Source organism: Sphingomonas sp. CFBP 13733 (assembly GCF_014841795.1).
In the GTDB taxonomy this organism is placed as follows: Bacteria; Pseudomonadota; Alphaproteobacteria; order Sphingomonadales; family Sphingomonadaceae; genus Sphingomonas; species Sphingomonas aerolata.
Map to the genome: position 1 here is coordinate 1 of NZ_JACYUP010000013.1, position 22,823 is coordinate 22,823.

The 22,823-nt window shown below is 63.5% G+C and carries 22 protein-coding genes; 15 read left to right on the forward strand and 7 right to left on the reverse strand.

The annotated features are described in order from the left end of the window. Positions 1 to 82 precede the first annotated feature (82 nt). The 7 genes from IFT71_RS19995 (at position 83) to IFT71_RS20025 (ending at position 4,476) form a co-directional block, all read left to right on the forward strand. Positions 83 to 526 carry a DUF411 domain-containing protein gene (locus tag IFT71_RS19995; RefSeq protein WP_055763320.1) on the forward strand — a complete coding sequence of 148 codons (444 nt, stop codon included), beginning with the start codon at positions 83 to 85 and terminating at the stop codon, positions 524 to 526. A gap of 173 nt (positions 527 to 699) precedes the next feature. Then, on the forward strand, positions 700 to 1,032 hold the full coding sequence (locus IFT71_RS20000; protein ID WP_055763316.1) for an ArsR/SmtB family transcription factor: 333 nt from the start codon (positions 700 to 702) through the stop codon (positions 1,030 to 1,032). Between the two features lie 11 nt (positions 1,033 to 1,043). Next, on the forward strand, positions 1,044 to 1,472 hold the full coding sequence (gene arsC / locus IFT71_RS20005) for an arsenate reductase (glutaredoxin) (protein WP_082446616.1): 429 nt from the start codon (positions 1,044 to 1,046) through the stop codon (positions 1,470 to 1,472). Next, a complete protein-coding gene (locus IFT71_RS20010) occupies positions 1,472 to 2,758 on the forward strand; it encodes an arsenic transporter (RefSeq protein ID WP_055763311.1) in 1,287 nt (428 codons plus the stop codon). The genes arsC and IFT71_RS20010 overlap by 1 nt, the downstream gene beginning before the upstream one ends. Continuing rightward, positions 2,755 to 3,078, forward strand: coding sequence for a YnfA family protein (locus tag IFT71_RS20015; RefSeq protein ID WP_055763308.1), 324 nt, complete (start codon positions 2,755 to 2,757; stop codon positions 3,076 to 3,078). The genes IFT71_RS20010 and IFT71_RS20015 overlap by 4 nt, the downstream gene beginning before the upstream one ends. Beyond that, on the forward strand, positions 3,078 to 3,836 hold the full coding sequence (gene arsH, locus IFT71_RS20020) for an arsenical resistance protein ArsH (RefSeq protein ID WP_055763304.1): 759 nt from the start codon (positions 3,078 to 3,080) through the stop codon (positions 3,834 to 3,836). Before IFT71_RS20015 ends, arsH begins: the two co-directional genes overlap by 1 nt. A gap of 451 nt (positions 3,837 to 4,287) precedes the next feature. Then, on the forward strand, positions 4,288 to 4,476 hold the full coding sequence (locus IFT71_RS20025) for a hypothetical protein (RefSeq protein WP_041394287.1): 189 nt from the start codon (positions 4,288 to 4,290) through the stop codon (positions 4,474 to 4,476). A 243-nt stretch (positions 4,477 to 4,719) separates the two neighbouring features. On the opposite strand, the gene IFT71_RS20030 is transcribed toward IFT71_RS20025, so the two are convergent. From IFT71_RS20030 to IFT71_RS20050, 5 genes are all read right to left on the reverse strand, one after another. Further along, positions 4,720 to 5,406 carry a ZIP family metal transporter gene (locus IFT71_RS20030; protein WP_055763298.1) on the reverse strand — a complete coding sequence of 229 codons (687 nt, stop codon included), beginning with the start codon at positions 5,404 to 5,406 and terminating at the stop codon, positions 4,720 to 4,722. 3 nt (positions 5,407 to 5,409) lie between these two features. Continuing rightward, on the reverse strand, positions 5,410 to 8,643 hold the full coding sequence (locus IFT71_RS20035; protein ID WP_055763295.1) for an efflux RND transporter permease subunit: 3,234 nt from the start codon (positions 8,641 to 8,643) through the stop codon (positions 5,410 to 5,412). 3 nt (positions 8,644 to 8,646) lie between these two features. Continuing rightward, complete coding sequence (locus IFT71_RS20040) at positions 8,647 to 9,816, reverse strand: efflux RND transporter periplasmic adaptor subunit (RefSeq protein ID WP_055763292.1); 1,170 nt, start codon at positions 9,814 to 9,816, stop codon at positions 8,647 to 8,649. Further along, on the reverse strand, positions 9,813 to 11,078 hold the full coding sequence (locus IFT71_RS20045) for a TolC family protein (protein ID WP_055763290.1): 1,266 nt from the start codon (positions 11,076 to 11,078) through the stop codon (positions 9,813 to 9,815). The genes IFT71_RS20040 and IFT71_RS20045 overlap by 4 nt, the downstream gene beginning before the upstream one ends. Before the next feature lie 420 nt (positions 11,079 to 11,498). Next, complete coding sequence (locus tag IFT71_RS20050) at positions 11,499 to 12,161, reverse strand: cation transporter (protein WP_055763288.1); 663 nt, start codon at positions 12,159 to 12,161, stop codon at positions 11,499 to 11,501. Between the two features lie 69 nt (positions 12,162 to 12,230). Between IFT71_RS20050 and IFT71_RS20055 the strand changes: the two genes are divergently transcribed. Further along, entirely contained in the window at positions 12,231 to 12,635 is a 405-nt protein-coding gene (locus IFT71_RS20055; RefSeq protein WP_235516308.1) for a MerR family transcriptional regulator, read from the forward strand. A 49-nt stretch (positions 12,636 to 12,684) separates the two neighbouring features. On the opposite strand, the gene IFT71_RS20060 is transcribed toward IFT71_RS20055, so the two are convergent. Both IFT71_RS20060 and traA read right to left on the reverse strand, forming a co-directional pair. Continuing rightward, a complete protein-coding gene (locus IFT71_RS20060) occupies positions 12,685 to 13,413 on the reverse strand; it encodes a DUF6118 family protein (RefSeq protein WP_192143182.1) in 729 nt (242 codons plus the stop codon). A 61-nt stretch (positions 13,414 to 13,474) separates the two neighbouring features. Further along, complete coding sequence (gene traA, locus IFT71_RS20065) at positions 13,475 to 16,447, reverse strand: Ti-type conjugative transfer relaxase TraA (RefSeq protein WP_055763284.1); 2,973 nt, start codon at positions 16,445 to 16,447, stop codon at positions 13,475 to 13,477. A 174-nt stretch (positions 16,448 to 16,621) separates the two neighbouring features. On the opposite strand from traA, the gene IFT71_RS20070 reads away from it, so the two are divergent. From IFT71_RS20070 to IFT71_RS20100, 7 genes are all read left to right on the forward strand, one after another. Further along, positions 16,622 to 16,951 (forward strand): conjugal transfer protein TraD, encoded by a 330-nt coding sequence (locus IFT71_RS20070; protein WP_031393025.1) that lies wholly within the window; start codon positions 16,622 to 16,624, stop codon positions 16,949 to 16,951. A 13-nt stretch (positions 16,952 to 16,964) separates the two neighbouring features. After that, positions 16,965 to 17,189 carry a conjugal transfer protein TraD gene (locus IFT71_RS20075; RefSeq protein WP_031393026.1) on the forward strand — a complete coding sequence of 75 codons (225 nt, stop codon included), beginning with the start codon at positions 16,965 to 16,967 and terminating at the stop codon, positions 17,187 to 17,189. Beyond that, entirely contained in the window at positions 17,186 to 17,467 is a 282-nt protein-coding gene (locus IFT71_RS20080; RefSeq protein ID WP_031393027.1) for a hypothetical protein, read from the forward strand. The genes IFT71_RS20075 and IFT71_RS20080 overlap by 4 nt, the downstream gene beginning before the upstream one ends. After that, positions 17,467 to 19,017, forward strand: a complete 1,551-nt coding sequence (locus IFT71_RS20085) for a type IV secretory system conjugative DNA transfer family protein (protein WP_082446614.1) — start codon at positions 17,467 to 17,469, stop codon at positions 19,015 to 19,017. Before IFT71_RS20080 ends, IFT71_RS20085 begins: the two co-directional genes overlap by 1 nt. A 702-nt stretch (positions 19,018 to 19,719) precedes the next feature. After that, complete coding sequence (locus IFT71_RS20090; protein WP_031392895.1) at positions 19,720 to 20,595, forward strand: replication initiation protein; 876 nt, start codon at positions 19,720 to 19,722, stop codon at positions 20,593 to 20,595. A gap of 555 nt (positions 20,596 to 21,150) precedes the next feature. After that, positions 21,151 to 22,236, forward strand: a complete 1,086-nt coding sequence (locus tag IFT71_RS20095; protein ID WP_031392894.1) for a sulfite oxidase — start codon at positions 21,151 to 21,153, stop codon at positions 22,234 to 22,236. Next, positions 22,236 to 22,676, forward strand: a complete 441-nt coding sequence (locus IFT71_RS20100) for a YidH family protein (RefSeq protein ID WP_051916165.1) — start codon at positions 22,236 to 22,238, stop codon at positions 22,674 to 22,676. The genes IFT71_RS20095 and IFT71_RS20100 overlap by 1 nt, the downstream gene beginning before the upstream one ends. Positions 22,677 to 22,823: the final 147 nt, after the last annotated feature.

A 22,823-nucleotide genomic window follows, 5' to 3' on the forward strand; every position in this document is an offset into this window, starting at 1 on the left:
CAAGTCGCATGGCAAGCGCGCCCAATAAGGCCGCTGGCAGGAACCCCGCCCCCGGGCGGGGCTTCACCAAAGGAGTTTAGCAATGAAGTTTACGATCCGGAGTGCGATCGTCGCCGCAGCGATGATGACCCCGGCTGTGGCCTTAGCGGCGAACAGCATTGCCATGCACCGCGATCCAGGGTGCGGCTGTTGCGAGCAGTGGGCCAAGCAGGTCCGTCAGCAGTTCGGGCGCAACGTGCAGATCATCGATGACGCTCACCGCGATGTGCTTCAGCGCAAGATGGGTGTCCCCGCCGACCTCAGTTCATGTCACACCGCGGTAGTCGACGGTATGGCATTTGAGGGCCATGTACCGATTGCCGACATGAAACGGGTGCTTGCCCAGCATCCCAAAGGCGTAAACGGGCTTGCCGTGCCGGGTATGCCGGTGGGATCACCTGGCATGGAAATGCCGGGCATGAACGCACAGCCCTATGAGGTGATCGCGTTCGGACCAACCGGACGCAAGGTGTTCGCCCGCCATTAAAAGAGGGAGGCGCGGACGCCTCCCTCCCATTTACTTTTCATGCCCGACATGTCGTGGCCGGCATGGTCTTTACGCCTGCCGCTTTCATGTCGGTGCAGGGCGTTGTCGGAATCGATAGTGGTTTGAAGATCGTGAGAGCTTTCATAACTTAACATATCCGCTATGCCGGATGCATGGATAACGATTCGGCTATCATTGCGCTTGGTGCGCTCGCGCAAGGCACACGCCTCGACGTGTTTCGCCTGCTGGTTCGCCACGAACCGGACGGCATGGCGGCGGGTGAAATTGCCCGTCAGCTCGACGTGCCGCAGAACACCATGTCCGCGCACCTCGGCATTCTCGCGCGCGCCGGCATCGTGCGCTCGGAACGGCATAGCCGGTCGATTATTTACCGTGCCGATCTAGACGGGCTGCGCGCGCTAACGCTGTTCCTCGTCAAGGATTGCTGTGCCGGCTCGCCTGAACTGTGTGCGCCGCTCCTGGCCGAACTCACCCCCTGCTGCTGAAAGGACGCCCCGTGGCCGTCGATATCGTGATCTATCACAACCCCGAGTGCGGCACGTCGCGCAACACGCTGGCGATGATCCGCAATGCTGGCATCGAGCCGCACGTCATCGAATATCTGAAAACCCCACCCTCGCGCGCGTTGCTGGTCGAGCTGATCGACCGCGCCGGGATCACGCCCCGCGATCTGCTACGCGAGAAGGGGACGCCCTATGCGGAGCTGGGCCTTGGTGACGATGCGCTGTCAGACGACACGCTGGTGGACGCGATGATGGCGCATCCGGTCCTCATTAACCGGCCGCTGGTCGTCTCGCCGCTCGGCGTGAAGCTGTGCCGACCGTCCGAAGCGGTCCTCGATCTGCTGCCTGATGCCCAACAGGGCGCGTTTGCCAAGGAAGACGGCGAACAGGTTGTGGATGCTTCGGGCCAGCGCATCGCCTGATGCTGCTCGCGTTCGCTATCTTCGTCGTCACGATCGCGCTCGTCATCTGGCAGCCCAAGGGCCTGGGCATCGGCTGGAGCGCGCTAGGCGGCGCGGCCGTCGCGCTACTCGTCGGGGTCGTTTCGCTCTCTGACGTGCCGGTGGTGTGGGGCATCGTCTGGAACGCGACCGCGACGTTCGTCGCGATCATCATCGTCAGCCTGTTGCTCGATGAAGCCGGGTTCTTCGAATGGGCGGCGCTCCACGTTGCGCGCTGGGGCGGGGGGCATGGTCGTCGGCTGTTCGTGCTGATCGTCCTGCTCGGGGCGGCGGTGTCGGCGCTGTTCGCCAATGACGGCGCCGCGCTGATCCTGACGCCGATCGTCATCGCGATGCTGAGGGCCCTGGGATACAAGGACAAGGCGACGCTGGCGTTCGTCATGGCGGCGGGGTTCATTGCCGATACCGCAAGCCTGCCGCTGATCGTCTCCAACCTCGTCAACATCGTGTCGGCCGACTTCTTCCGGATCGGCTTTGCCGATTATGCCTCGGTGATGGTGCCGGTCGATCTGGCGTCGATCGCCGCGACGCTGGTCGTGCTGCTGCTGTTCTTCCGGCGCGACATACCCGCCAGCTACGATGTGGCGCAGCTCCGCGCGCCCGCTGATGCGATCCGTGACCATGCCACATTCAAGGCGGGCTGGGTCGTCCTCGCCCTGCTGCTCGCCGGCTTCTTCTTGCTCGAACCTATCGGCGTGCCGGTCAGCGCCGTCGCTGCTGCCGGTGCCGTGCTCTTGCTGGTCATCGCCGCGCGCGGCCATGTCATCCAGACGCGCAAGGTGCTGGCCGGCGCGCCGTGGCAGGTCGTGATCTTCTCGCTCGGCATGTACCTGGTCGTCTATGGCCTGCGGAATGCCGGACTGACCGACCATCTTGCCGGCCTGCTCGATCGCACCGCGCAAGGCGGCGTTTGGGGTGCGGCGTTCGGCACCGGGATCATTGCCGCGCTGCTGTCGTCGGTGATGAACAACATGCCGACCGTTCTGGTGGGTGCGCTGTCGATCGACGCGACGCACGCCACGGGCGCGATCAAGGAAGCCATGATTTACGCCAACGTGATCGGGTGCGACCTTGGCCCGAAAATCACACCGATTGGCTCGCTCGCGACGCTGCTCTGGCTGCACGTCCTCGGGCAAAAGGGCATTCGGATCGGCTGGGGCTATTACTTCAAGGTCGGCGCGACGCTAACGATTCCGGTGCTGCTGGTAACGCTCGCGGCACTCGCGATCAGGATCAGCATGGGATGACGGCACTCGTATATCTGGCCGCGTCGCTCGCGGAAATCGCAGGCTGCTTTGCCTTTTGGGCATGGTTGCGGCTGGGCAAATCGCCCCTGTGGCTGGCTCCGGGCGTGGTATCGCTTGTGCTGTTCGCCTGGCTGCTGACACGCGTGGACAGCGATGCAGCAGGGCGGGCCTATGCAGCCTATGGCGGCGTCTACATCTGTGCATCGCTGATCTGGCTGTGGGCTGTCGAAGGGGTGAGGCCCGACCGCTGGGACGCTGGTGGAGCGACACTCTGCCTGATCGGCACCTGTATCATTCTGCTTGGCCCAAGGACCGCCTGATGCCGCTTCGCGCCCTCTCTGACCCCGATCATCTACCCGCCCTTGATCGGCGCTATGCGCTCGATCGTCCTGCCCTTGGGCTGGGCGCTGGTGATCCACCTCCGCGCATACTGTTGCTCTACGGCTCTTTGCGGGAGCGGTCCTTTTCGCGGTTGTGCGTTGAGGAAGCCGCTCGCCTGCTGCAATTCTTCGGCTGCGAAACGCGAATCTTCGATCCTTCGACGTTGCCGCTGCCCGATCAGGTGACGGGGGACGATCACCTGGCCGTCCACGAGCTACGCGAACTGTCGATGTGGTCGGAGGGGCATGTGTGGTGCAGCCCCGAGCGCCACGGCCAGATCACCGGCATCATGAAGCTGCAAGTCGATCACCTGCCGCTGTCGATGGGTGGGATGCGCCCGACGCAGGGCCGCACGCTTGCCGTCATGCAGGTGTCGGCCGGATCGCAGTCGTTCAACAGCGTGAACACCCTGCGCGTCCTCGGCCGTTGGATGCGAATGGTGACGATCCCAAACCAATCGAGCGTCGCGAAGGCGTTTGCGGAGTTCGACGAAAGCGACCGAATGAAGCCTTCGGCCTACTATGATCGGATCGTGGATGTGATGGAGGAGCTGGTGCGCTTCACGGTCCTTCTACGCCCGCACACCACGCAGCTTGTTGATCGCTATTCCGAGCGAAAGGAGGCAGATGTGCCGATCGATAGCGCCACGGACCTTTCGAGCATCGCAACCTCGCCAACGTACCGGAAAGGCGAGTAAAGTTCTCTTAGTGTGGCGAACCGCTCCTCCGACATTGTGCATCACTGAGTGTGCTTCTAGATGCATCCAATGAAACGCCGGGCTCGCCCATTCTCCAAGATATTGCGTTCCATGGCGTTTTTCGTCCTGGCAGTGATGTTGCTGGTCCGGCTTGGCCCGCTCTGCGAGACGATGGCGATGGCCGCGCCTCCGGCTGCGTCCGCGATGATGGACTGCGCCAGCAAATCAGCAGGCGCTCCCATCAAAAAGGCACCTGCGTCGGCCTGCGCCATACCGTGCGTTGCGGTTGCCGGCGAAACCGTCGAGCATATCGGGCTGGTTCCGTCCTCCCATCTATCGCCTTGGCCAGCTCCACAGACGGGCCTTTTGGGCATGGCATACGCTCCGGCCACGCCCCCTCCGCAAACCGTGTGACGTCGAACACCATCACACGTAAATTTCGGAGAATATCATGACCAAGTTTAAGCTCATCAGCGCTGCCTTCGCCCTCACTCTGTCGACTGGCGCATTCGCCGCTGTCGCCAATTGCTGCGCCGACATGGCGTGCTGCAAGGACGGTGCGGACTGCTGCAAGGATGGCGCAAAAGCCAAGGCCGCGGACTGCTGCGATCATGCTAAGGGCGGCATGAAGCACGGCTGAAGCTGGATAGGGGCGGGCAACCGCCCCTATTTTTCTAGTCTACATCTACCCGCCGCGGCACGCCGTCGCGCCATGGTCGCTGTGACGAGCGGAGAGTTACCCGTAGGGTTGAGGCTCTTCCCCGAACCGCATCCATCGTTCGGCCCATCTCGCGTGCGATTACCGCCAGAGTCTGCTTGGCCTCGATACGCCGACGAAGCTCGACGTCATCATCATTGGTCCAAGACGTTCCACGTCGAGCGGTCAGCCCAAAAACTCCTCGATCAGGAGCAATCCCAAAAAGCCGATGAAAAACATGGCGCTGATAAGCGGGGTATCGGGCTTCTCGTGCGCCTCCACCAATAGCTCTTCCGTCACAAGGTAGAGCAGCGCCATCAAACCGAAACTGAGAAACCCGGCGATGACGACGGGCGGAAACGTCGCAACGGGAGTCGCTATCGCCGCACCGATCGGCAGCAACAACGCGATCCCCATCGTAATCGCGATGATCCGCGCCTTGGACTTGATCGTCTCGCCCAACTCGGTGGTCACGGTCAGTCCGAGAAACAGCACCTCCAACGTCAACGCGATCGTCAGCAACACGCCGGCCTTCCCGCCAGCGACGAACGCCAACCCGAGAACAAGCCCGTCGATCAGGATATCCACTGCGACCGCGCCCAACATAGCGATCGGGCCACTGGCGCGACCCTCAAGAGCTTTGAGCGACAGCATCACGAGAATGCCAAGCGCGCCGCCTGTGAATGTCGCGATCGGTGAACCTTCGTGCATCACCTGGGGCAAGATCTCGGCTGCCGCTGCGGCGAACACGACGCCTGCCGCCAAGTGCTGCATAGCGCTTACGAAGGCATCACTTGGCCGTCTCGATACCGCGAATAGCGAGCCGATCAGTACGGCGACGACGGGAATGAGCGTGAAGGCAACGGCCTGCATAGCTTAAGCCCTCACGCTGTCATGATTCAAAGGCGGCAGTTCGATGTGTCCCCCTGATGGGGCTGGCAGCTCGCGCCGTCCGAAACGAGCGTAGAGCGTCGGCAGCACGAACAAGGTGAGCAAGGTTGCGGATATCAGGCCACCAATGACGACGGTCGCCAGCGGCTTTTGCACCTCGGCTCCAGCACCATGACCAAGTGCCATCGGCACAAAGCCAAGCGATGCGACGAGCGCCGTCATCGCAACCGGCCGGAGCCGCGCCAGAGCGCCTTGATGCGCCGCTACCGCACGACCCATGCCTTGCCGCATCAGATCATGGATGGACGACACCATGACCAGCCCGTTGAGAACCGCGACACCTGATAGCGCGATGAAGCCGACTGCCGCTGAAATGGAGAACGGCATGCCTCTTAGCACCAGCGCAAGGATGCCTCCGACCAGCGCCAGCGGAACGCCGGTAAACACGATCAACGCATCCCTGACGGAGCCAAGCGCGCCGTAGAGCAGGAACATGATGACCACGAAGCAGATCGGCACCACAACGCTAAGCCTATCGCGGGCAGATGCCAGGTTCTCGAACTGACCGCCCCATTCGAGATACGTGCCAGGCGGCAATTTCACCTGAGCGTCGATGGCTGACCGGGCATCAGCCACGACACCGGCCACGTCTCGATCGCGCACGTTGGCCTGCACCACGACACGCCGCTTGCCGTTCTCGCGGCTGATCTGGTTGGGACCATCGACCACGGCGATATCCGCCACTGTCGATAGCGGTACGAAGCCGCCACTGCCGGTCGGCACCGGCACCTGAGCAACCGCCGTCAGATCGGATCGTGAGCTTTCGGCCATCCGGATCACGACGGGGAAGCGACGATCGCCTTCAAAGATCACGCCAGCCTGTCGGCCGCCAATGGCTGCGGCAACCGTGTCCTGCACGTCACCCGCCGTCACCCCGACGCGGGACATGGCAGTGCGGTTCGGCCGGATATCGAGCATCGGCAAGCCTTCGGTTTGTTCAACCCGCACGTCTGCTGCACCCCGCGTCTTTCGAAGGATGCCGGCTATCCGATCTGCGGTCGCGTTCATCTCGCCAAAGTCGTCGCCAAAGACCTTGATCGCGATGTCGCCGCGCACGCCTGCAATCAGCTCGTTGAACCGCATCTGGATCGGCTGAGTGATCTCATAGGCGTTGCCGGGCAGAGTGGAGAGCCGCTTTTCCAGCCGCTCGACCAGCTCTTCCTTGGACAGGCCGGGGTCGGGCCACTCCTTCTTCGGCTTCAGGATGACGAAGGTGTCGGTCGCGTTAGGCGGCATCGGGTCCGATGCGATTTCGGACGTGCCGGTGCGCGAGAAGGCGAAACGGACCTCAGGGGCCTTGGCGAGTGCCTTTTCCACCTGGAATTGCATCGCCTGGCTCTGATCGACCGATGTGCCCGGGATGCGGACCGCCTGCACGAGGATGTTGCCCTCATCGAGCTGCGGCAAGAACTCCTGCCCCAATGTCGTAAAAGCGGCCCCGGCGAGTGCCAGCGCACCGATCGCGACGCCGATGGTGAGGGTGGGTCGGCGCATTGCCGCATCAAGTCCCGGCTCATAACGTTTCCGGAGGAAGGTGACGACGCGGCTTTCCTTCTCCTCGACCCGCTTGCTGAGACAGATCGCAATCGCTGCCGGTATGAAGGTCAGCGATAGGATGAAGGCGAACACCAGAGCGATGATGACCGTGAGCGCCATCGGCTCGAACATCTTGCCTTCGACACCCGTGAAGGTGAGCAACGGCGCATAGACAAGGATGATGATAGCCTGCCCGTACACCGATGGCCGGATCATCTCGCGCGCCGACGCCGCGACAATCCCGAGACGTTGCTCGATGGTCAGCACGTCATCACGACCATGCTGCGCCTCGCCCAAACGCCGTAATGCGTTCTCCACAATAATGACCGCGCCATCTACGATCAGACCAAAGTCGAGCGCACCAAGGCTCATCAGATTTGCGGAAACGCCCGCCTCCAACATGCCGATGCTGGTCAGCAGCATCGTGATCGGAATGACGCAGGCCGCGATCAGCGCCGCGCGGAAATTGCCAAGCAGCGCAAACAGAACGACGATTACCAGCACCGCACCTTCGGCGAGGTTGCGGGCAACCGTCGAAATTGTGGAGTTCACCAGCTCGGTCCGGTTCATGACCGGCTTCACGACAACATCGACCGGCAAAGAGCGGCCGATCTGCGTCAGCCGTTCGGCAACGCCGGTCGATACCGTGCGGCTATTCTCCCCGATCCGCATAACCGCGGTGCCGACGACAACTTCATGGCCGTTTTCTGACGCCGATCCCATGCGTAGCGCCTGCCCGGTGCGAACGGTCGCGATCTGGTTAAGCAGGATCGGAACGCTCTCGCGGGTGGCAACGACGGTACGTGCCAGCTCGTCGGCGTTGCGAACACGCCCATCCGATCGAACCGCCAGCCCTTCTCCGTTGCGGTTGACCACGCCAGCGCCCGCGCTGGTATTGCTGCGCTGAAGGGCGGTGGTGAGATCCTGAAGCGTTAGCCGCATTGCCGCCATGCGCTGTATGTCCGGAATAACGAGATATTCCTTGGTGTAGCCACCAAGGGAGTCGACGCCAGCAAGCCCGGCCGTGCTTTTGAGCTGCGGCGTGACGATCCAATCCTGTACGGTGCGCAGATAGGTCGCCTTGTCGGCGTCGCTGACAAGGTGATCCCCCTCGGGGGTGATATAGCTGGCATCGCGCTGCAAGCCGGGTTCGCCGTTGCGGTGGTGAACTTGGTCCAGCTCGCGATATTCGACCGTCCACATGAAGATATCGCCGAGGCCCGTAGCGATCGGCCCCATCTCGGGGTTCACACCTTCGGGAAGGTCTTCCTCAGCGGTTCGCAGACGTTCCGCGACCTGCGCTCGCGCAAAGTAGATATCGGTCTTTTCACCGAAAACCGCTGTGATCTGGGCAAAGCCATTGCGACTTAGCGAGCGGGTATATTCAAGGCCAGGAATGCCCGCGAGCGCGGTTTCGACCGTGAACGCAACCTGCTTCTCGATCTGATCGGGGGAGAGGGCAGGAGCAACGACATTGATCTGCACCTGGTTATTGGTGATGTCGGGTACGGCGTCGATCGGAAGCTGACGCAGCGCGCCAATCCCGAGCAATGCAGCCGCGATGGTGAGAAGCAGGACGAGCCAGCGCTTCTCGACGGAGAGGGTGACGATGCGACCGATCATGGCTCAGTCCTCATCCCCGCCTGCACCCTTGCCGAGTTCGGCCTTGAGCGTGAAGCTGTTGGTGGAAGCGATGCGCTCCGAGCCGGTAAGGCCTGCCGTTACGGTGACTTGCCCGCCGTTGGTGCGACCAAGCGTCACGGGAATTGCCCGGAATCCTGTCGCAGTGCGGACGAACACGAACGACTTGTCCTCGATCATCTGCACTGCGGCCGATGGCACGGCGACGGTGCGGTCCCCGGTCGCAGGAACGAGGATCGATACGTTGACCGTTTCGCCGACGCGCCATGTGCTGCCGGCGTTGTCGAGGGTAGCGATCACCGGCACCAATCGGGTCGTCTCGTCCAGAATGGGGGATACGAACGTGACGCGCCCCTCCTGACGCCGCCCCGGTGCCGTCACTTCGACACGCACGCCGGGTTTCACCCGACCGGCATCGGTGGGGACGAGTGAGGTGGTTACAGTGACCTTCGACAGGTTGGCGACGCGGAACAGCTCTGCATCGGCCGCGACCGCCTGCCCGAGTGTAGCGGATCTCGCGATGACCTGGCCGGCGATCGGCGAGCGAACCGCGATGCGGTTGAGCGCGCCGCCTCCGCTGCCCGTCGCTGACAATTGCTGCTGCGCGAGGCGAAGGGCAATGCTGGCCTCCGTCGCTGCCGTCCGCGCTGCGACCAGATCCTGCTCTGGCGAAACACGTTCAGCGAACAGGCGCTGTTCGCGGCGAAGGTTTGATTGGGCGAGTGCGGAACGCGCGCGCGCGGCTTCTACCTCCGCTTTCAGTGATGCCGCTTCCCGGCTTTCGATGATAGCCAGCGGGTCTCCCCGGCTGACTGACTGCCCGAGATTGCTGGTGAGGGAAACGAGCCGACCGCCTACGGAGGTGGACACAACCTGCACACCCTGAGGATCGCCCTCGATCGTTGCCGATAGCTCGATCGCTCCGGCCACGCCGCCTACTGTAGGACGCGTAACCTCTATCCCGGCATCCGCAATCTGCTGCGCGGACAGGGTGACGATATCCTTTGGACCCTCCTTGGCTTCGCTGGCCTCGGCACCTTCGGTCTTCTCGGCTCCGGCTTTCTCACCGGCCTCGCCGTTGCCACCCCCGCCGCATCCGGCAAGGAGGACAGCCAGGGTCACAGGCGCGAGCGCCCGCATGATGGTCTTCGTCATTGATTGGTTTCCTCGGTCGAGGGCGCTGCGGCAACGAGCCGTTCGAGGCGTGCCTTGGCGTCGTGATAGGTGGCGAGCGCATCGATCGCGGCGGTTCGTGTTTCGGACAGGGTACGTTCGGCATCGAGCAAATCGAGCTGACCGAACTTGCCCTCCCGGTAGCCGATCCGGGCGATCCGAGCGGCTTCGCTTGCCGACGCCAATGCCGGCCCGCTGGCGTTGCGAGCGGTCGTCGCGGCATTCGCGACGTTCGCCTGTGCGCTTGCGATATCCTGCGCGGTATCCAGCTCGGCCGCGCGACGTAGCGCCTGCGCCTGATCAGTCTGCGCCCGCGCCTGCGCCACTGCCGCCTTGCCGTTGTTGAACAGTGGGAACGGGATCGACAGCCCGAACACCGCTGCCACGTCGTTCGTAGCCTCAAGCCGTCGTGCGCTGGCGCTGAGTGTCACGTCGGGAATGCGCTGCGACCTAGCAAGCCGCACCTGTGCCTCTGCCGTTGTCACGTCCGCGCGTGTCGCCGCCAATGCCAGCGTCCCGGCGGTCTCGATCGGCCGCGCTGGACCAAAGCCCTCGACACGGCCGAACCACACCAAGTCCAACGGTCCCGTGAGGGGTTGGCCGATCCGTCGGGCAAGATTGCTTCGGGCGACCTCGGCAAGCCGCTCTGCGCGCTCCACAGCCGTCTCCGCGTTGATCCGCAATACATCGGCGCGCTGCTGTTCGAGCGGTGATGCTCGCCCCGCTTGAACGCGGACGCCGGCTGCGCGCGATGCTTCGCGGGCGATACCGGCCTGCTCGCGCGCGGTCACCAGTCGGCGTTCCGCTGCGGTCGCCTCGATGTAGAGCTGCGTGATGGCAAGCCGTAGATCAGCCTCGGCCAACGCCGTGCCTATCCTCGCTCGATTACCAATCGCATCTGCGACAGCGATCCGTGCCGATCGTTTGCCACCCAACTCGATCGGTAGTGCCAGACCTGCCGTTGTCTCGGCGCTTCGAAGACCGCGATATTGGCCGCTGCCGGCAATGTTCTCGGTCTCGGCGACGATCGACGGGTTCGGGCGGTAGCCGGCAACCGTGCGGCCTGCTTGTGCTGCCCGGACGCCAGCCGTGGCAGCCTCAAGGCTGGGGGCGCTGGCTCCGGCAAGCGAAAGCGCCTGCTCAAGGGTGAGCGGGGGACTGGTCGATGTTGGATCGGCTGACTGCGCCTGTGCGATCGACGCGCACGACGCCACGGCCAATAAGGCCGCAATAAAACGGTGCATGGGTAACGGACTCCTGACGAACCTTGGGCATCCGCACGGGCTTTCCCGGCGGAATTAGGCGTTGGTCAGGCTTGGGGAGGACGTAGGGCTGGGTCCGACGCTACCGGGGCCTTGGGCGCATTGCGCCACATCGATGCAGTCATACGAACGCTGCTGGCTGGTCCGGTTGAATCGGACGCGATCGGCACGCCGACATGATGGCCGTGGCAACCACCATGATGGTGAGGATAAGCCTTGTCGGCGTCTGCCGGCACTTGGTCGGCATCGCCGTCGCAATGATCGAGGGAGCTGACCGCTGTGGTATCAACGCACGTCACGCCTTCGGTCGCATGCGCGACTGATCCAAGCCCGAGCATAAGCACGAGCATGAAACTGAGGAACAGGGCGGAGAGGCGGTGCATCGGCCCGCGCCTTAGCAGCTTACCGACTGCCATGTAACGACTGCTGGTAACTAGCGGGGGCGGGTGAGGGCTCGCTACGCATTTCGGCGCGTGCCTGCCGCATGATCTGAACACCGCCCGATATTCCCAACACAGCCATCAAGGTGGCGACGGCGAGATCAGGCCACGCGCTGTTGAGGCCGAACACTCCGCCTGCGGCCAGTACGACGGCGATGTTGCCAATCGCGTCGTTACGCGAGCAAATCCACACTGACCGCATGTTCGCATCACCGCTTCGAAAGCGGTACAGCATGACCGCGACTACAAGGTTCGCGATCAACGCGGCGATGCCGACCACGCCCATAATTTCGGCATGGGGCGTTGCTTCGTGGAGCGCCCCCCATCCCGCCGCGAACAAGACATAGACGCCTAGCAAAGCAAGCGTCGCCCCCTTCAACATCGCAGCGCGTGCGCGCCAGGCTATCGCCATTCCGGCAACGCCAAGGCTGATTGCGTAGTTCGCAGTATCCCCAAAAAAGTCGAGCGCGTCGGCTTGCAGCGCCTTCGATCCACCCGTGATGCCGGCAACGATCTCGATAACGAACATGCCGCCATTGATGGCGAGCGCAATCCATAGCGCGCGCCGCCACTTAGGGTCGTTGAGAGTGTCCGCCTTGTCGGACGCGCAGCTTGTGCAGGCCATATTCGCCACCTCGATAGAATCGATCTGACAGCCTATATGCACCCTCTAGTCGCTAGAGGGTCAAGCGCTGTGTCTGAGAAACTGACGATCGGAAAACTGGCTGGTGCGACCGGCACGAAAGTCGAGACGATCCGCTACTATGAGCAGATTGGCTTGCTGCCGGCTCCTGAGCGATCGGCGGGGAACTATCGGACCTATGAGGGCGCGCATCTACGCCGCCTGTCCTTCATCCGTCGCGCGCGTGATCTTGGCTTTTCAATCGATCAGGTGCGCGAGCTTATGGGGCTTGCCGATCGGCGCGATCAGTCCTGCATCGCCGTCGATGTCGTTGCCAACCAACACCGCGACGCGATTAGACGCAAAATTGCAGACCTCACCGCGCTTGCTGGTGAACTCGACGCGCTAATAGATTCCTGTAGCCGCAACACCGTCGCCGACTGCCGGATCATCGAAGCACTTGCCCCTTCCGCATAGCGCATCGCTGCTGTCCGGTGGAATGATCGGCTTGCACCGCTTGGGCACTTCAATCCGTGGAGCTGACGATCGCACTTCTTGCCGCCACGTCATCCCGACTGATCTCGATGGTACAGCGCACCGTCTTCTTAGTCCTCACAGCTATCTTGTAGCAGGCTTGCACAGCCTTGCGATTTGCGGTGATGATCCGATCGGCTGCCGCGATGTTGGCGAAAGCATCCGGCCCAGCAGCTCGCATGAGGCGCTGCCCGGCTTCCCATTTCGGTAGGTCAAGCGTGCGCGCTGCCATCCACTCGGGCACCTGCCACTTCCCCGGGAGCTCGCGCGCGATGATCCCCGGCACGATCGTCCATAGCAGCGCCCCGCCCAGGCACGCTCCCGCACCGACCTGCCACAAGGTACGGCGCTGCTCGTCCGCACGGCGGGCAGAACCGCCGATACCGTGCAAAGCGGTCGTCGCCTTGTCCATCTTCTCACCGGCGGTCGCGATCATGCGCCGATCCTCGTCGCGGGCATGGCCGCCAGCCGCGACGATCCGGTCGGCGACATAGCGCGGCGCGACATTGTCCTCGGCCGTTTTCGCCAGCACGCCGACATTTTGCATGGTCGCGTTGAGCGCCTTCGCCATTTTCCCCAGCGTCTCGCTGTAATCGGGTATCTCCGGCACCTCGGCGCGCTCCGCGGACAGCCGCTCGACGGCGCGGCGCAACAGCGCAAGCTCACCGCGGACACCTTCAAACGCCTCCGCTGCGGCGTCCGGTTCGTGATCGTCACTCATGCACTTCTTCCCCTTTACTGCATGAAACCACAAACCGGATCGTACCCGAAAGCACGAACCGTCACCGGCTCATCCCCCGATCCCGGTCGCGCCCACGATCGAGCGACGACGACAGCGCATCGCCGATCGACCGCTCGCTTTCCTGCTTCAGCGCCAGGTCGGGTGCATGGCGACGCAGTGCGGATTCGAGCTGCGGGTCACGGTGCAGCCCGCCCGCCGCCTTCTCCATCCGCTCGCGCAACCGCTCGGCACCGGCACTGTCGCCGGCCCGCTCCATGCCTGCCCGCGCCTGCTGCATTTTCTGCCAGCCTTCCACGAACCGCTCGGCACGCGCGTCCGGGTCTAGCCGCACACGCTTCTCGTCGGCCATCGCGCGTGCCGCGCCAACTGTATTGCCGCCCGACACCTGCTCGATAAGCTTCGGATCACGCGCAAGCGCCGATGCAAGGTCGCGCGCGGCATGGGGACGGGTCGCGTCCAGCCTCTCGCCAGCCTTCTGCAAAGCGCTCTCCTGATGCGGCAGCACGGGCAGACCCTTGTTGCGCATCCGGCCGATATCGCCCGCGGCACGTGCATAGCGTTCGATCGCCTTGGCCTGAGAGACGTCCAAGGTGGTGTTAATCGGCCCCCCCTGGCTGCGATCACGGGCGGTGTTAATCAGACCCCCCTGGCCGTGATCGCGGGCAGTGTTAATCGCCCCCTCTTTCGCGACAGCCGGCTTTGGCCGGAAACCGGCAAACATGCCCTTGGCCTTGTCGCGCACCTTCTCGACCATCTGGCGTGCGAGTTCCGGGAACCGGATCTCGCGCCGATCGGCGAACGCCCGCGCCTGATCCTGCTCGGGCTTAGCGTAATCGCCCGCCATGTCCTTGCCGCGATCACGCGAGAGCGCGCGGACGAGCTGGCGCTGGTCGCTGAAGTCGTCGCGGCCATAGTGGAGCTGCACGTCGTCACGATGACGCGACATGCCGACATAGGCGCTGTGCCGGTCCATGCCGGGGGTGGCGAGGACGTGCGCGCGATCGACCGTCACGCCCTGCGATTTATGGAACGTCGCCGCATAGCCATGATCGACATGGGCATAGTCCTTGGTGTCGAACGCGACGCCGCGCCCGTCATCGAGGCGCACCGCCATGCCCTCGGACGATACCCGCTCGATCGTCGCCAGCGTGCCGTTCTTCACCCCCATGCCGCGCTCGTTGCGCAGGAACATGATGCGGTCGCCCGTCGCGAACTGCCGCTCACCGCGCTCGGCCTTCACCGTCACGTCGTCGCCAAGGTCGCCGGATGCGCGCAACCGGTTGCGCGCCTCGCCATTGAGGCTCTGCACCTCGGCGTTGGTGTGGGTGAGGATGATCCGGGTCTTGCCCGGCTCGGTCTGGCGTGCGCGATCCCAACCGTCCACCAGCTCGCCCCGCGCCTCGTCACGGTTGTCGGCGACGTGGACCATGCCCTTGCTGTCATAGGCATGGATCGCCTCGCCGGTGCGCCCGGTCGCCAGCGCACGCGTGGCGTCGCGCTGCCAGTCCTCGCGCTGCCGGCGTATCTCGGTGATCTCGGCCGCGCCGTGGCGCTCGGTGACGCTGCGAAAGGCCGCGCCGGCCTCGATCGCCTGCAACTGCTCGGGGTCGCCGACCATCACGACCTTGGCCCCGGCATCGCGTGCTTGGGACAGCACCCGCTCCATCTGACGCGAGCCGATCATGCCGGCCTCGTCCACCACCAACACGTCCCTTGGGCCTAGCTGTTCACGCCCCCGCCCCCATGCGTGTTCAAGGCTGGCGATGGTGCGGGACTGGATGCCGGACCCGCCCTCAAGGTTCTCGGCCGCGATGCCTGACAACGCCGCGCCGCGCACCGTGTAGCCCTGCCCCTCCCAAGCCTCGCGCGCGACGCCCAGCATCGCCGATTTACCGCTGCCGGCATAGCCGACGACGGACGCCAGCCCACTGTTGCCGGTGACGTGATCGAAGGCGTCGCGCTGCTCGCTCGACAGGACAAGCCCTCGGCCCTCGGCTGCGTCGATCGCGGCGTCACGATGCCGATCGACGATGCCATGCGCGGCGCGGCCCGCCAGCTCGTCGCTCGCGCGCTCAAGCCGGTTCTCCACCGCGATCATGTCGCGGCTGGTGAACCGCTCCTGGTCGCGCCCGTCCTTCCCCAATGCGACCAGCTCGGGGCTGGCGCGCACCGCCCCCATCACCTGGTCGAACTGCTCCTTGCCGTCGCTGTGCCGGAAGGCGAACGTCGCCAGGTCGCGAGTGGTGAACGTGGCCTGCTGCCGCGTGATCGCGTCCAGCGCGACATTGGGATCGGCGATGATCTTCTCGCCGTTCTCACGAGCGATGCGCGTGTGATCCTCGATCCGCTCCGCCTCAAGCCCCTGCTCCGGACGACGCGATGCGGCCGGGCCGATCTTGTGCTGCGGTTCCAGCCCGATCCCCTGCGCCTCGTAACTGCGGTGGTCGATGCGACCCTCAAGCCCAAGCTCGGCCATGCGCTCATTAACGTGGGCGCTCCACGCCTCGCGCCAGTCCTTCAAAAGCTCGGTCGAGTTCCAGTCGCGGTTCTTCTTCCCGAACCCCTCCGGCCCCACGTCGCGCATCGCAAGCATGACATGCGCGTGCGGCTTGGGCGTGCCGTCCTTCGCCTTGTCCCAATGCACGTTCAGATCCGCGACCATCCCGCGATCGACAAACTGCTGCTTCACGAAATCGCGCGCTAGCTGGACGCCCTGTTTCTCATTCATCTCGCGCGGAATCGAGAACTCCACCTCGCGGGCAAGCTGCGCGTCCTTGCGTTTCTCGCCTGCCTCCACCTCGTTCCACAAGGTCGTGCGGTCGTTTAAACGCTCCGGTGCGCCCTGTGGCAACATCACTTCGGAGTGGATCACGCCTGCCTTGTTGCTGAAGTCGTGATTCCGGTTCAACCGATCGTCGTGCAGCTCGGATGCGGAGCGATAGGCGGCGCTCGCGACGGCGCTCGATCCGTTCGCGCGGCTCACAACCTTGGCGGAGAAATGGTAGATCGCCATGACGCCCTGCTTATTGCACTTCTGAGCGCACGTCGGCAACGACGTATAAGCGCGCACTCATCCTCCGCTTCGCTCCTCCTGATTGACTTGGTGCTGCGTTCTGCTCGTTCTGGCTTTACCCATATGCTCGGCGCGCTAAGATGTTGATGAGCGATACGCGGAAGGGTAAAGGCGATGCGGAAGGTTCGCGATTACGATGCCGAGCTGAAGGCACTGGGTGACAAGGCCCGCGCGCTCAAGGCAAAGCGGGTCGAACAGCTTGGCCAGCTCGTCGTTGCGACCGGGGCCGATGCGCTTGATCCGGAAACCCTCGCCGGGGTGCTGCTCGATGCGATCGGATCAAAGGATGCGGGCGCGAAGGAGGCATGGCGCGCGAAGGGCGCGGCCTTCTTTCAACGACGTGGGCGCAAAGGTGGCGGCGCTGCTGCAATCGACGGATCGGGCACTGCGACTGAACCAGGCGGCGACGCTGCGGGCGGAAGCGGCGGAACGGCGAACGGATAGCAGGGGCTGGGTCGTGCAACGTCGCGAACGAACACGCCATCTGATTGAACTGGGCGGGCTGGTCCAGAAAGCCGGGCTGGTCGAGCTGACCGACGACGATCGCGCCACGCTCTACGGCGCGCTGCTCGATCTCGCCGGGCGTGGTCGCGGCGACGATGCTGGCGACGTGCTGGCGCTATGGAAGCGGCGCGGCAAGCGGGCGTTCGACGCGGAAGCGGAAGGGAGCGAAGCGCAATGAGCGATTTCGATATCGAGACGATCCGTGCCCAAGTCCGCGCGATGAATTTCGTGCGCGGCACGCCGGCGGAAATCGCGATGTGGCATGAGGACATGGCGGACTCGCGCGCCAACCTGGTCATCGAGGACATGATCCCGACGCCCAACGACGATGCGTTCTTCGCGATGATGCTTGACGAGGGCGTGCCCCCTCCCCTTGTATCGCAAATCCTGCTCCGGCTGCTCGATCATCCCGACTCCGACCGGTCCTTGCCGGTCACGCCGATGGAAGCGCACTGATGCCGAGGCGACGGATCAGCCCGCTGTTCGCGGTCTTCGTCGCCTTCGTGGTGCTGATGGCGAGCAACGCCTGGCTCAAGGGCATCTTCGGCTATGGTGAGATTGCGACCGACATTCCGTTCCTGCTGGCCGGCGCGATCCTGTTCCTGGCTTGGCGCTTCAACCGGCGCGCCGCCAACCAGCGGAGCGATCTGCTCGGCTCCGCTCGTTTCGGCGACCGAACCGACGTGCGAAAGCTGGAGGCGAACGGAGATCTCCTGATTGGCCGCTCGGCGAAGTCAGGCAAGCTGCTGCATTACGACGGCGCGGCGCATCTGCTAACGATGGCACCCACCCGGTCGGGCAAGGGCGTCGGCACGATCATTCCCAACCTGCTGCTGCTCGATCGCTCGGTGATCTGCATCGACCCCAAGGGTGAGAATGCCCGCGTCACCGCCCGTGCGCGTGCCGCCAAGGGCAAGGTCTGGTGCCTCGATCCGTTCGGCGTGTCGGGTCAGCCGCCTGCCCGCTACAATCCGCTCGACCGGCTCGATCCCGCCAGCCTCGATCTCGCGGAAGATGCCAACACCCTCGCCGACGCCCTAGTGCATGACGCGCCGGGGCAATCGGGCGAAGCGCATTGGAACGAGGAAGCCAAGGCGCTGATCGCGGGGCTGATCCTGCATACCGTCGTCCACGAACCCGCCGACGCCCGAGTGCTGGCGACGGTGCGCGACAAGCTGACGCTCGCCCCTGCCGGCTTTGCCGCTTTGCTGGCCAAAATGCAGGACAGCGCCGGCGCCGGTGGCCTGATCGCCCGCGCCGCCAACCGCCAGCTCGGCAAGTCCGATCGCGAAGCCGCTGGCGTGCTGTCCTCGGCACAGCGCCATACCCACTTTCTCGACAGCCCTCGCATCGTCGCCAGCACCGCCGCGTCGGATTTCACCTTCGCGGGGCTGAAGGACACGACCGCCACCGTGTTCCTGTGCCTGCCGCCCGATCGGCTCGACACCTATGCGCGCTGGCTGCGGCTGCTGGTGAGCCAGGCCGTCACCGACATGGCGCGGTCCACCGCCCGTCCTGCCCGGCCCGTGCTGTTCCTGCTGGACGAGTTCGCCGCGCTCGGCCGTCTCGAACCGGTTGAACGCGCGATGGGCCTGATGGCGGGCTATGGCCTCCAGCTCTGGCCGATCCTCCAGGACATGCACCAGCTTAAGGCCACCTATGGCGAGCGCGCCGGCACCTTCATGTCCAACGCCGGCGTGATCCAGACGTTCGGGGTCAACGATCATGCCACCGCCGACATGCTCTCGCGCACGATCGGCGACACCACGATCGAATATGATACCGTCAGCACGTCGCGCGGCACCGGCTGGGGCGAAAACCGCGCTGGTCCCTCGGAGAGTGTCAGCGGGCACGTCTCCGCTCGCCGGCTCGCCACACCGGACGAAATCATGCGAATGCGGCCCGATCAGCTTCTGCTGCTCCGCCAGGGCGAAAACCCGCTCGCGGTCGAGAAAATCCGCTACTACGATCAACGCGAGTTCACTGGCCTGTTCGATCCTGCGTGACGATGTGCGAAAGGTGAGTTTTGGGGTAGCGCCTCACCTTCCGAAGGTGACGGAGCTGGTGATCGGATTGACGATCTACGAAACCGATCGCGAAGGAGCTGATTTAAGCACCAACAGCGAGGTTCGGTGCTGCAAGGGTGCGGATCGTGGCAAAGCCCTCTTCCCTGCCCTCATGGCGCTCTTGGTCGGCTCTGGCGTAGTATCTGGTCGCCAGCTTGCCTTTCTTCTTTTTCCGCTAAGCACGCGGCGTTTGCGCCGCTCTGGTGACAGCGCAGCTGGCACCAGACGAATAGTGCATCGGCCATTAGGCCGATTCCATTTGCCTATTCTGACGGTGGTTATCCACAGGCTCGCCACCCCAAAGCTCACCTTTCGCCGTTCAGATTCTCTAATTCTTCTGATTCAAGATTCAGAGCCCTGAAAGGTCCGTATTTCTGCCGAAAAATGCCTCCAATAGTGAGCGTTGGGGTCGATTCGCGTGAGTTTCGGGGTAGCATGCGGTGAGCTTTGGGGTCGGTAAAAGTGAGTGTTCGGGCAGGGTCCAGTGAGTGTTGGGGTACCCCAATGGTTGGGTTAAAAGGATCGGTGAGTTTTGGGGTATCCGCCTCTCTGCTCCACGGGGGAGCTGAAACATTTGCCTAGCTCACTTTTCGTGATTAGGGTGAGTTGGTAAGTTCCTCTAGCTCACCGTTGGTCAAGCCTATGTCGCAACCTGCCGTGGTCGATATGACATTCCGCACGCTGGCCCAGAAGGGACGTGGAAATCCTTTTGATCCCGCCAACTACGGTGAAATCGTCAAGCCCGGCGAGTTGGTCGATATTGTAGAGCTAAGCCCCCTCACCCTCGCGGATCGCCGTATCTACAACCTGCTGATCGCCAATGCCTGGGAACGCATTGGCGAGCCGATCATCCATCGCATTGCGAAATCCGGACTGAAAGGGACGCACCAAGGCAACGAGCGCATAGAGAGTTCACTGCTGCGCCTCATGGGCACCATCGCGATCGTCACGATCCGCAAGGATGGCAAGAGCTACAAGCGCCGTGTCCAGCTGCTCGGCCCAAGTGATGAAAGCCTCGAAAAAGACGGCTTCCTTCACTATCGTATCCCAGAAGAGCTAATCGAGATACTGCGGAACAGTCAGGTTTATGCCCGTCTCAAGACGCAGGTAATGTATTGCTTCGAGTCAAAATACGCACTTTGTCTCTATGAAATGATCGAGCGGCGCATTGGTCTCGAATACAAACAGAAAGAGGAGTTTACGATCGAAGAGCTGCGCGGCCTGCTTAACGTGCCTGAAGGTAAACTCGAACGCTTCGCTGATATGAACAAATATTGTCTGAAGGTGGCTGTCGAGGAAATTAACAAGCTTTGCCCCTTCTATGTCGATTTCACGCCGATCAAGAACGGGCGCAAGGTCGAACGGGTGGCACTCCACTGGTTCCCAAAAACGTCCAGCGGCAAGCGCGACGCACAGAACCTGATCGACCAGCACAGCATTGTACGACGGGCAAAGCTGCGCGGCGGAATTCCCGAACTGCCCGTGCTGGTAGATTTCAGCGCGTCGGCCCAAAGGTGAGCCGCTACCCCAAAACTCACCGATAGGCTTTGCTACCAACCTCTACATGCCAGACACGTGTTCACGTTCCATCGTGTTCTCGTGTTCTCGTGCTATCATGTTCACATGCCAACAAGTGGGCTGGCGGATTCCGGGGTGCCCGTTACAGATGCCGGGCATTCACCCAGCCCTTGCATGTTCCACTCGGGACGGATCATTCGGATCGCCCCCTCTTCGGGGTCGGTACATAGAACGGACCCAGATATACGTTAAGCGCCCTCATCCGGGTTCAGGCGGCGCAAATCACCCGTTTGTCGCGCATCTGCGATGGCGACAGGGTTTTCCGTCATCCCTAGTACCTAGCGACGACTTTTGGGACAAAGCCGTCGTAGCAAGTCCAGTCACATCGCGACGATCTACGGGAAAGGCTGTCTGGCGCTCGGCGCCTTTCGCGCGACGGCATGGTGATCGCTCCACCGCCGTCTAGAAAGGGATAGGCTATCGAAAGAGTCTGGGTGACATCGCCCAGCAAAACGATCGATTTCGCTACTGATTTCATCATGGTAGGCCGCTTGCATGACCGCATCCGATCGCGCCGAACAGAATCTGATCCTCCGCTGTCCGGAGCCGCTCAATGCGGAAACGCCCCCGGATAAACTGATCACGTCCTTCCTGACGCCGCAGGCGAACTTCTACATCCGCAGTCACGGACCAACGCCGGAGCTGGCCGACGATCATCGTATAGCGCTGGACGGCTTAGTCGACCGCCCGCGCTCCTACACGGTTGCCGAACTTCAAACGGCATTTGCGACCCGGACAGTGACCGCGACCATGCAGTGCGCCGGCAATCGTCGGGCACATCTTCAAGACGTGGAAAAGACTTCGGGCGATCCCTGGGACGTGGGCGCGATTGGCAATGCGGCGTGGACCGGCGTCGCACTGTGCGACGTGCTCGCCGCAGCCGGCATCCAGGACGGCGCGTCGTTCGTCGGCACTACGGGGGCCGACAACGTGGATGTCGATGGTGAGACGGCACCGTTCGGTGCCTCGATCTCGATCGCCAAGGCGCTAGAGCCCGACGTGCTGATCGTCTGGGCCATGAATGGCGAGGCGCTGGCCCCCGAACATGGCGCACCGCTGCGGCTCGTCGTGCCGGGTTATGCGGGCGTTCGTAGCGCCAAGTGGCTGACGCGCATCGAGGTGCGCGATCGCCCGTCCGATGCGCCGATCCAGGCTAAGGACTACAAGCTCTTTCCGGCGTCGGTAGCGAAGGAGGACGCAGACTGGGATCGGGGTCTGACTATCGAGGAGATGCCGCTCAATGCTGCGATCTGCGCGCCGGTGGACGGCGCGCATGTCAGCGCCGGCGCGTGCGAAATCGCGGGTTATGCGGTCGCCTTCGGCCGAGCGGTCACCCGCGTCGAGGTCTCCGTCAATGGCGGCACCGACTGGCTGCAGGCGGAACTGACTGCAAAACCCGATGCGCCTTGGAGCTGGACGCAGTGGCACGTCACGGTCGATCTGTCTCCCGGACTCCACGTCCTGATCGTGCGCGCCGTTGACGGTGCCGGGCAGATGCAGCCCGAACGGCCCGAGCCGATCTGGAACTTCGCCGGCTATCTCTCGACTGCCTGGCATCGCATCGCCGTTACCGCTGGCTGATGGACGCGCCGCACGACGCCGATCGGGCCCATGCGAAGCTGGCGGAGAGCGCGAGCAAGCTGAAGGACAGCGCAGTCCAGCAGGTGGACAGCGCCGACCGTCGCACAGAGCTTGCCGCGGACCGCACAATCCTCGCCGGCGAACGCACCTATGCTGCCTGGGTGCGTACCGGACTGGCGGCGCTCGCTTCCGGTATCGGCGCGCGCGCGCTGCTCAAGGACGTCGTGTTCCCGTGGCTGGCGACGGCGACCGGGACCATGCTGATCTTGTTCAGCGCCTTTTGCTTCGCCGCTGCGGTGTGGCGAGAGATGGGCGCAGGCGCCCCGCCGCCACGACCGGACATCAAGCGCCTGCCAGCGACGTTGCTCCTAGTGATGAACGGGTTTCTTATGCTCGTGTCACTGGCCGCGCTCGTCGGCATCTGGACGGCACGCTCGTAGCAGCCATCCCTAGGTTTGCTGCGAACCGATCAGACCCCGCAGCGCATCCGCGGCTTTCGTGCGGTATCGCCCCCTTGTGACGAAGCCCGAAAACGACGTGGGCCAAAGCCGATCGGTCCCGCATGCAGCGTACCCGGGGTCGGTACA

Coding starts and splice junctions, on each gene's coding strand:
- IFT71_RS19995 (WP_055763320.1), top strand. CDS start 83: ATGAAGTTTACGATCCGGAGTGCGATCGTCGCCGCAGCGATGATGACC.
- IFT71_RS20000 (WP_055763316.1), top strand. CDS start 700: ATGGATAACGATTCGGCTATCATTGCGCTTGGTGCGCTCGCGCAAGGC.
- IFT71_RS20010 (WP_055763311.1), top strand. CDS start 1,472: ATGCTGCTCGCGTTCGCTATCTTCGTCGTCACGATCGCGCTCGTCATC.
- IFT71_RS20015 (WP_055763308.1), top strand. CDS start 2,755: ATGACGGCACTCGTATATCTGGCCGCGTCGCTCGCGGAAATCGCAGGC.
- arsH (WP_055763304.1), top strand. CDS start 3,078: ATGCCGCTTCGCGCCCTCTCTGACCCCGATCATCTACCCGCCCTTGAT.
- IFT71_RS20025 (WP_041394287.1), top strand. CDS start 4,288: ATGACCAAGTTTAAGCTCATCAGCGCTGCCTTCGCCCTCACTCTGTCG.
- IFT71_RS20030 (WP_055763298.1), bottom strand. CDS start 5,406: ATGCAGGCCGTTGCCTTCACGCTCATTCCCGTCGTCGCCGTACTGATC.
- IFT71_RS20035 (WP_055763295.1), bottom strand. CDS start 8,643: ATGATCGGTCGCATCGTCACCCTCTCCGTCGAGAAGCGCTGGCTCGTC.
- IFT71_RS20040 (WP_055763292.1), bottom strand. CDS start 9,816: ATGACGAAGACCATCATGCGGGCGCTCGCGCCTGTGACCCTGGCTGTC.
- IFT71_RS20045 (WP_055763290.1), bottom strand. CDS start 11,078: ATGCACCGTTTTATTGCGGCCTTATTGGCCGTGGCGTCGTGCGCGTCG.
- IFT71_RS20050 (WP_055763288.1), bottom strand. CDS start 12,161: ATGGCCTGCACAAGCTGCGCGTCCGACAAGGCGGACACTCTCAACGAC.
- IFT71_RS20060 (WP_192143182.1), bottom strand. CDS start 13,413: ATGAGTGACGATCACGAACCGGACGCCGCAGCGGAGGCGTTTGAAGGT.
- traA (WP_055763284.1), bottom strand. CDS start 16,447: ATGGCGATCTACCATTTCTCCGCCAAGGTTGTGAGCCGCGCGAACGGA.
- IFT71_RS20070 (WP_031393025.1), top strand. CDS start 16,622: ATGCGGAAGGTTCGCGATTACGATGCCGAGCTGAAGGCACTGGGTGAC.
- IFT71_RS20080 (WP_031393027.1), top strand. CDS start 17,186: ATGAGCGATTTCGATATCGAGACGATCCGTGCCCAAGTCCGCGCGATG.
- IFT71_RS20085 (WP_082446614.1), top strand. CDS start 17,467: ATGCCGAGGCGACGGATCAGCCCGCTGTTCGCGGTCTTCGTCGCCTTC.
- IFT71_RS20090 (WP_031392895.1), top strand. CDS start 19,720: ATGTCGCAACCTGCCGTGGTCGATATGACATTCCGCACGCTGGCCCAG.
- IFT71_RS20095 (WP_031392894.1), top strand. CDS start 21,151: ATGACCGCATCCGATCGCGCCGAACAGAATCTGATCCTCCGCTGTCCG.
- IFT71_RS20100 (WP_051916165.1), top strand. CDS start 22,236: ATGGACGCGCCGCACGACGCCGATCGGGCCCATGCGAAGCTGGCGGAG.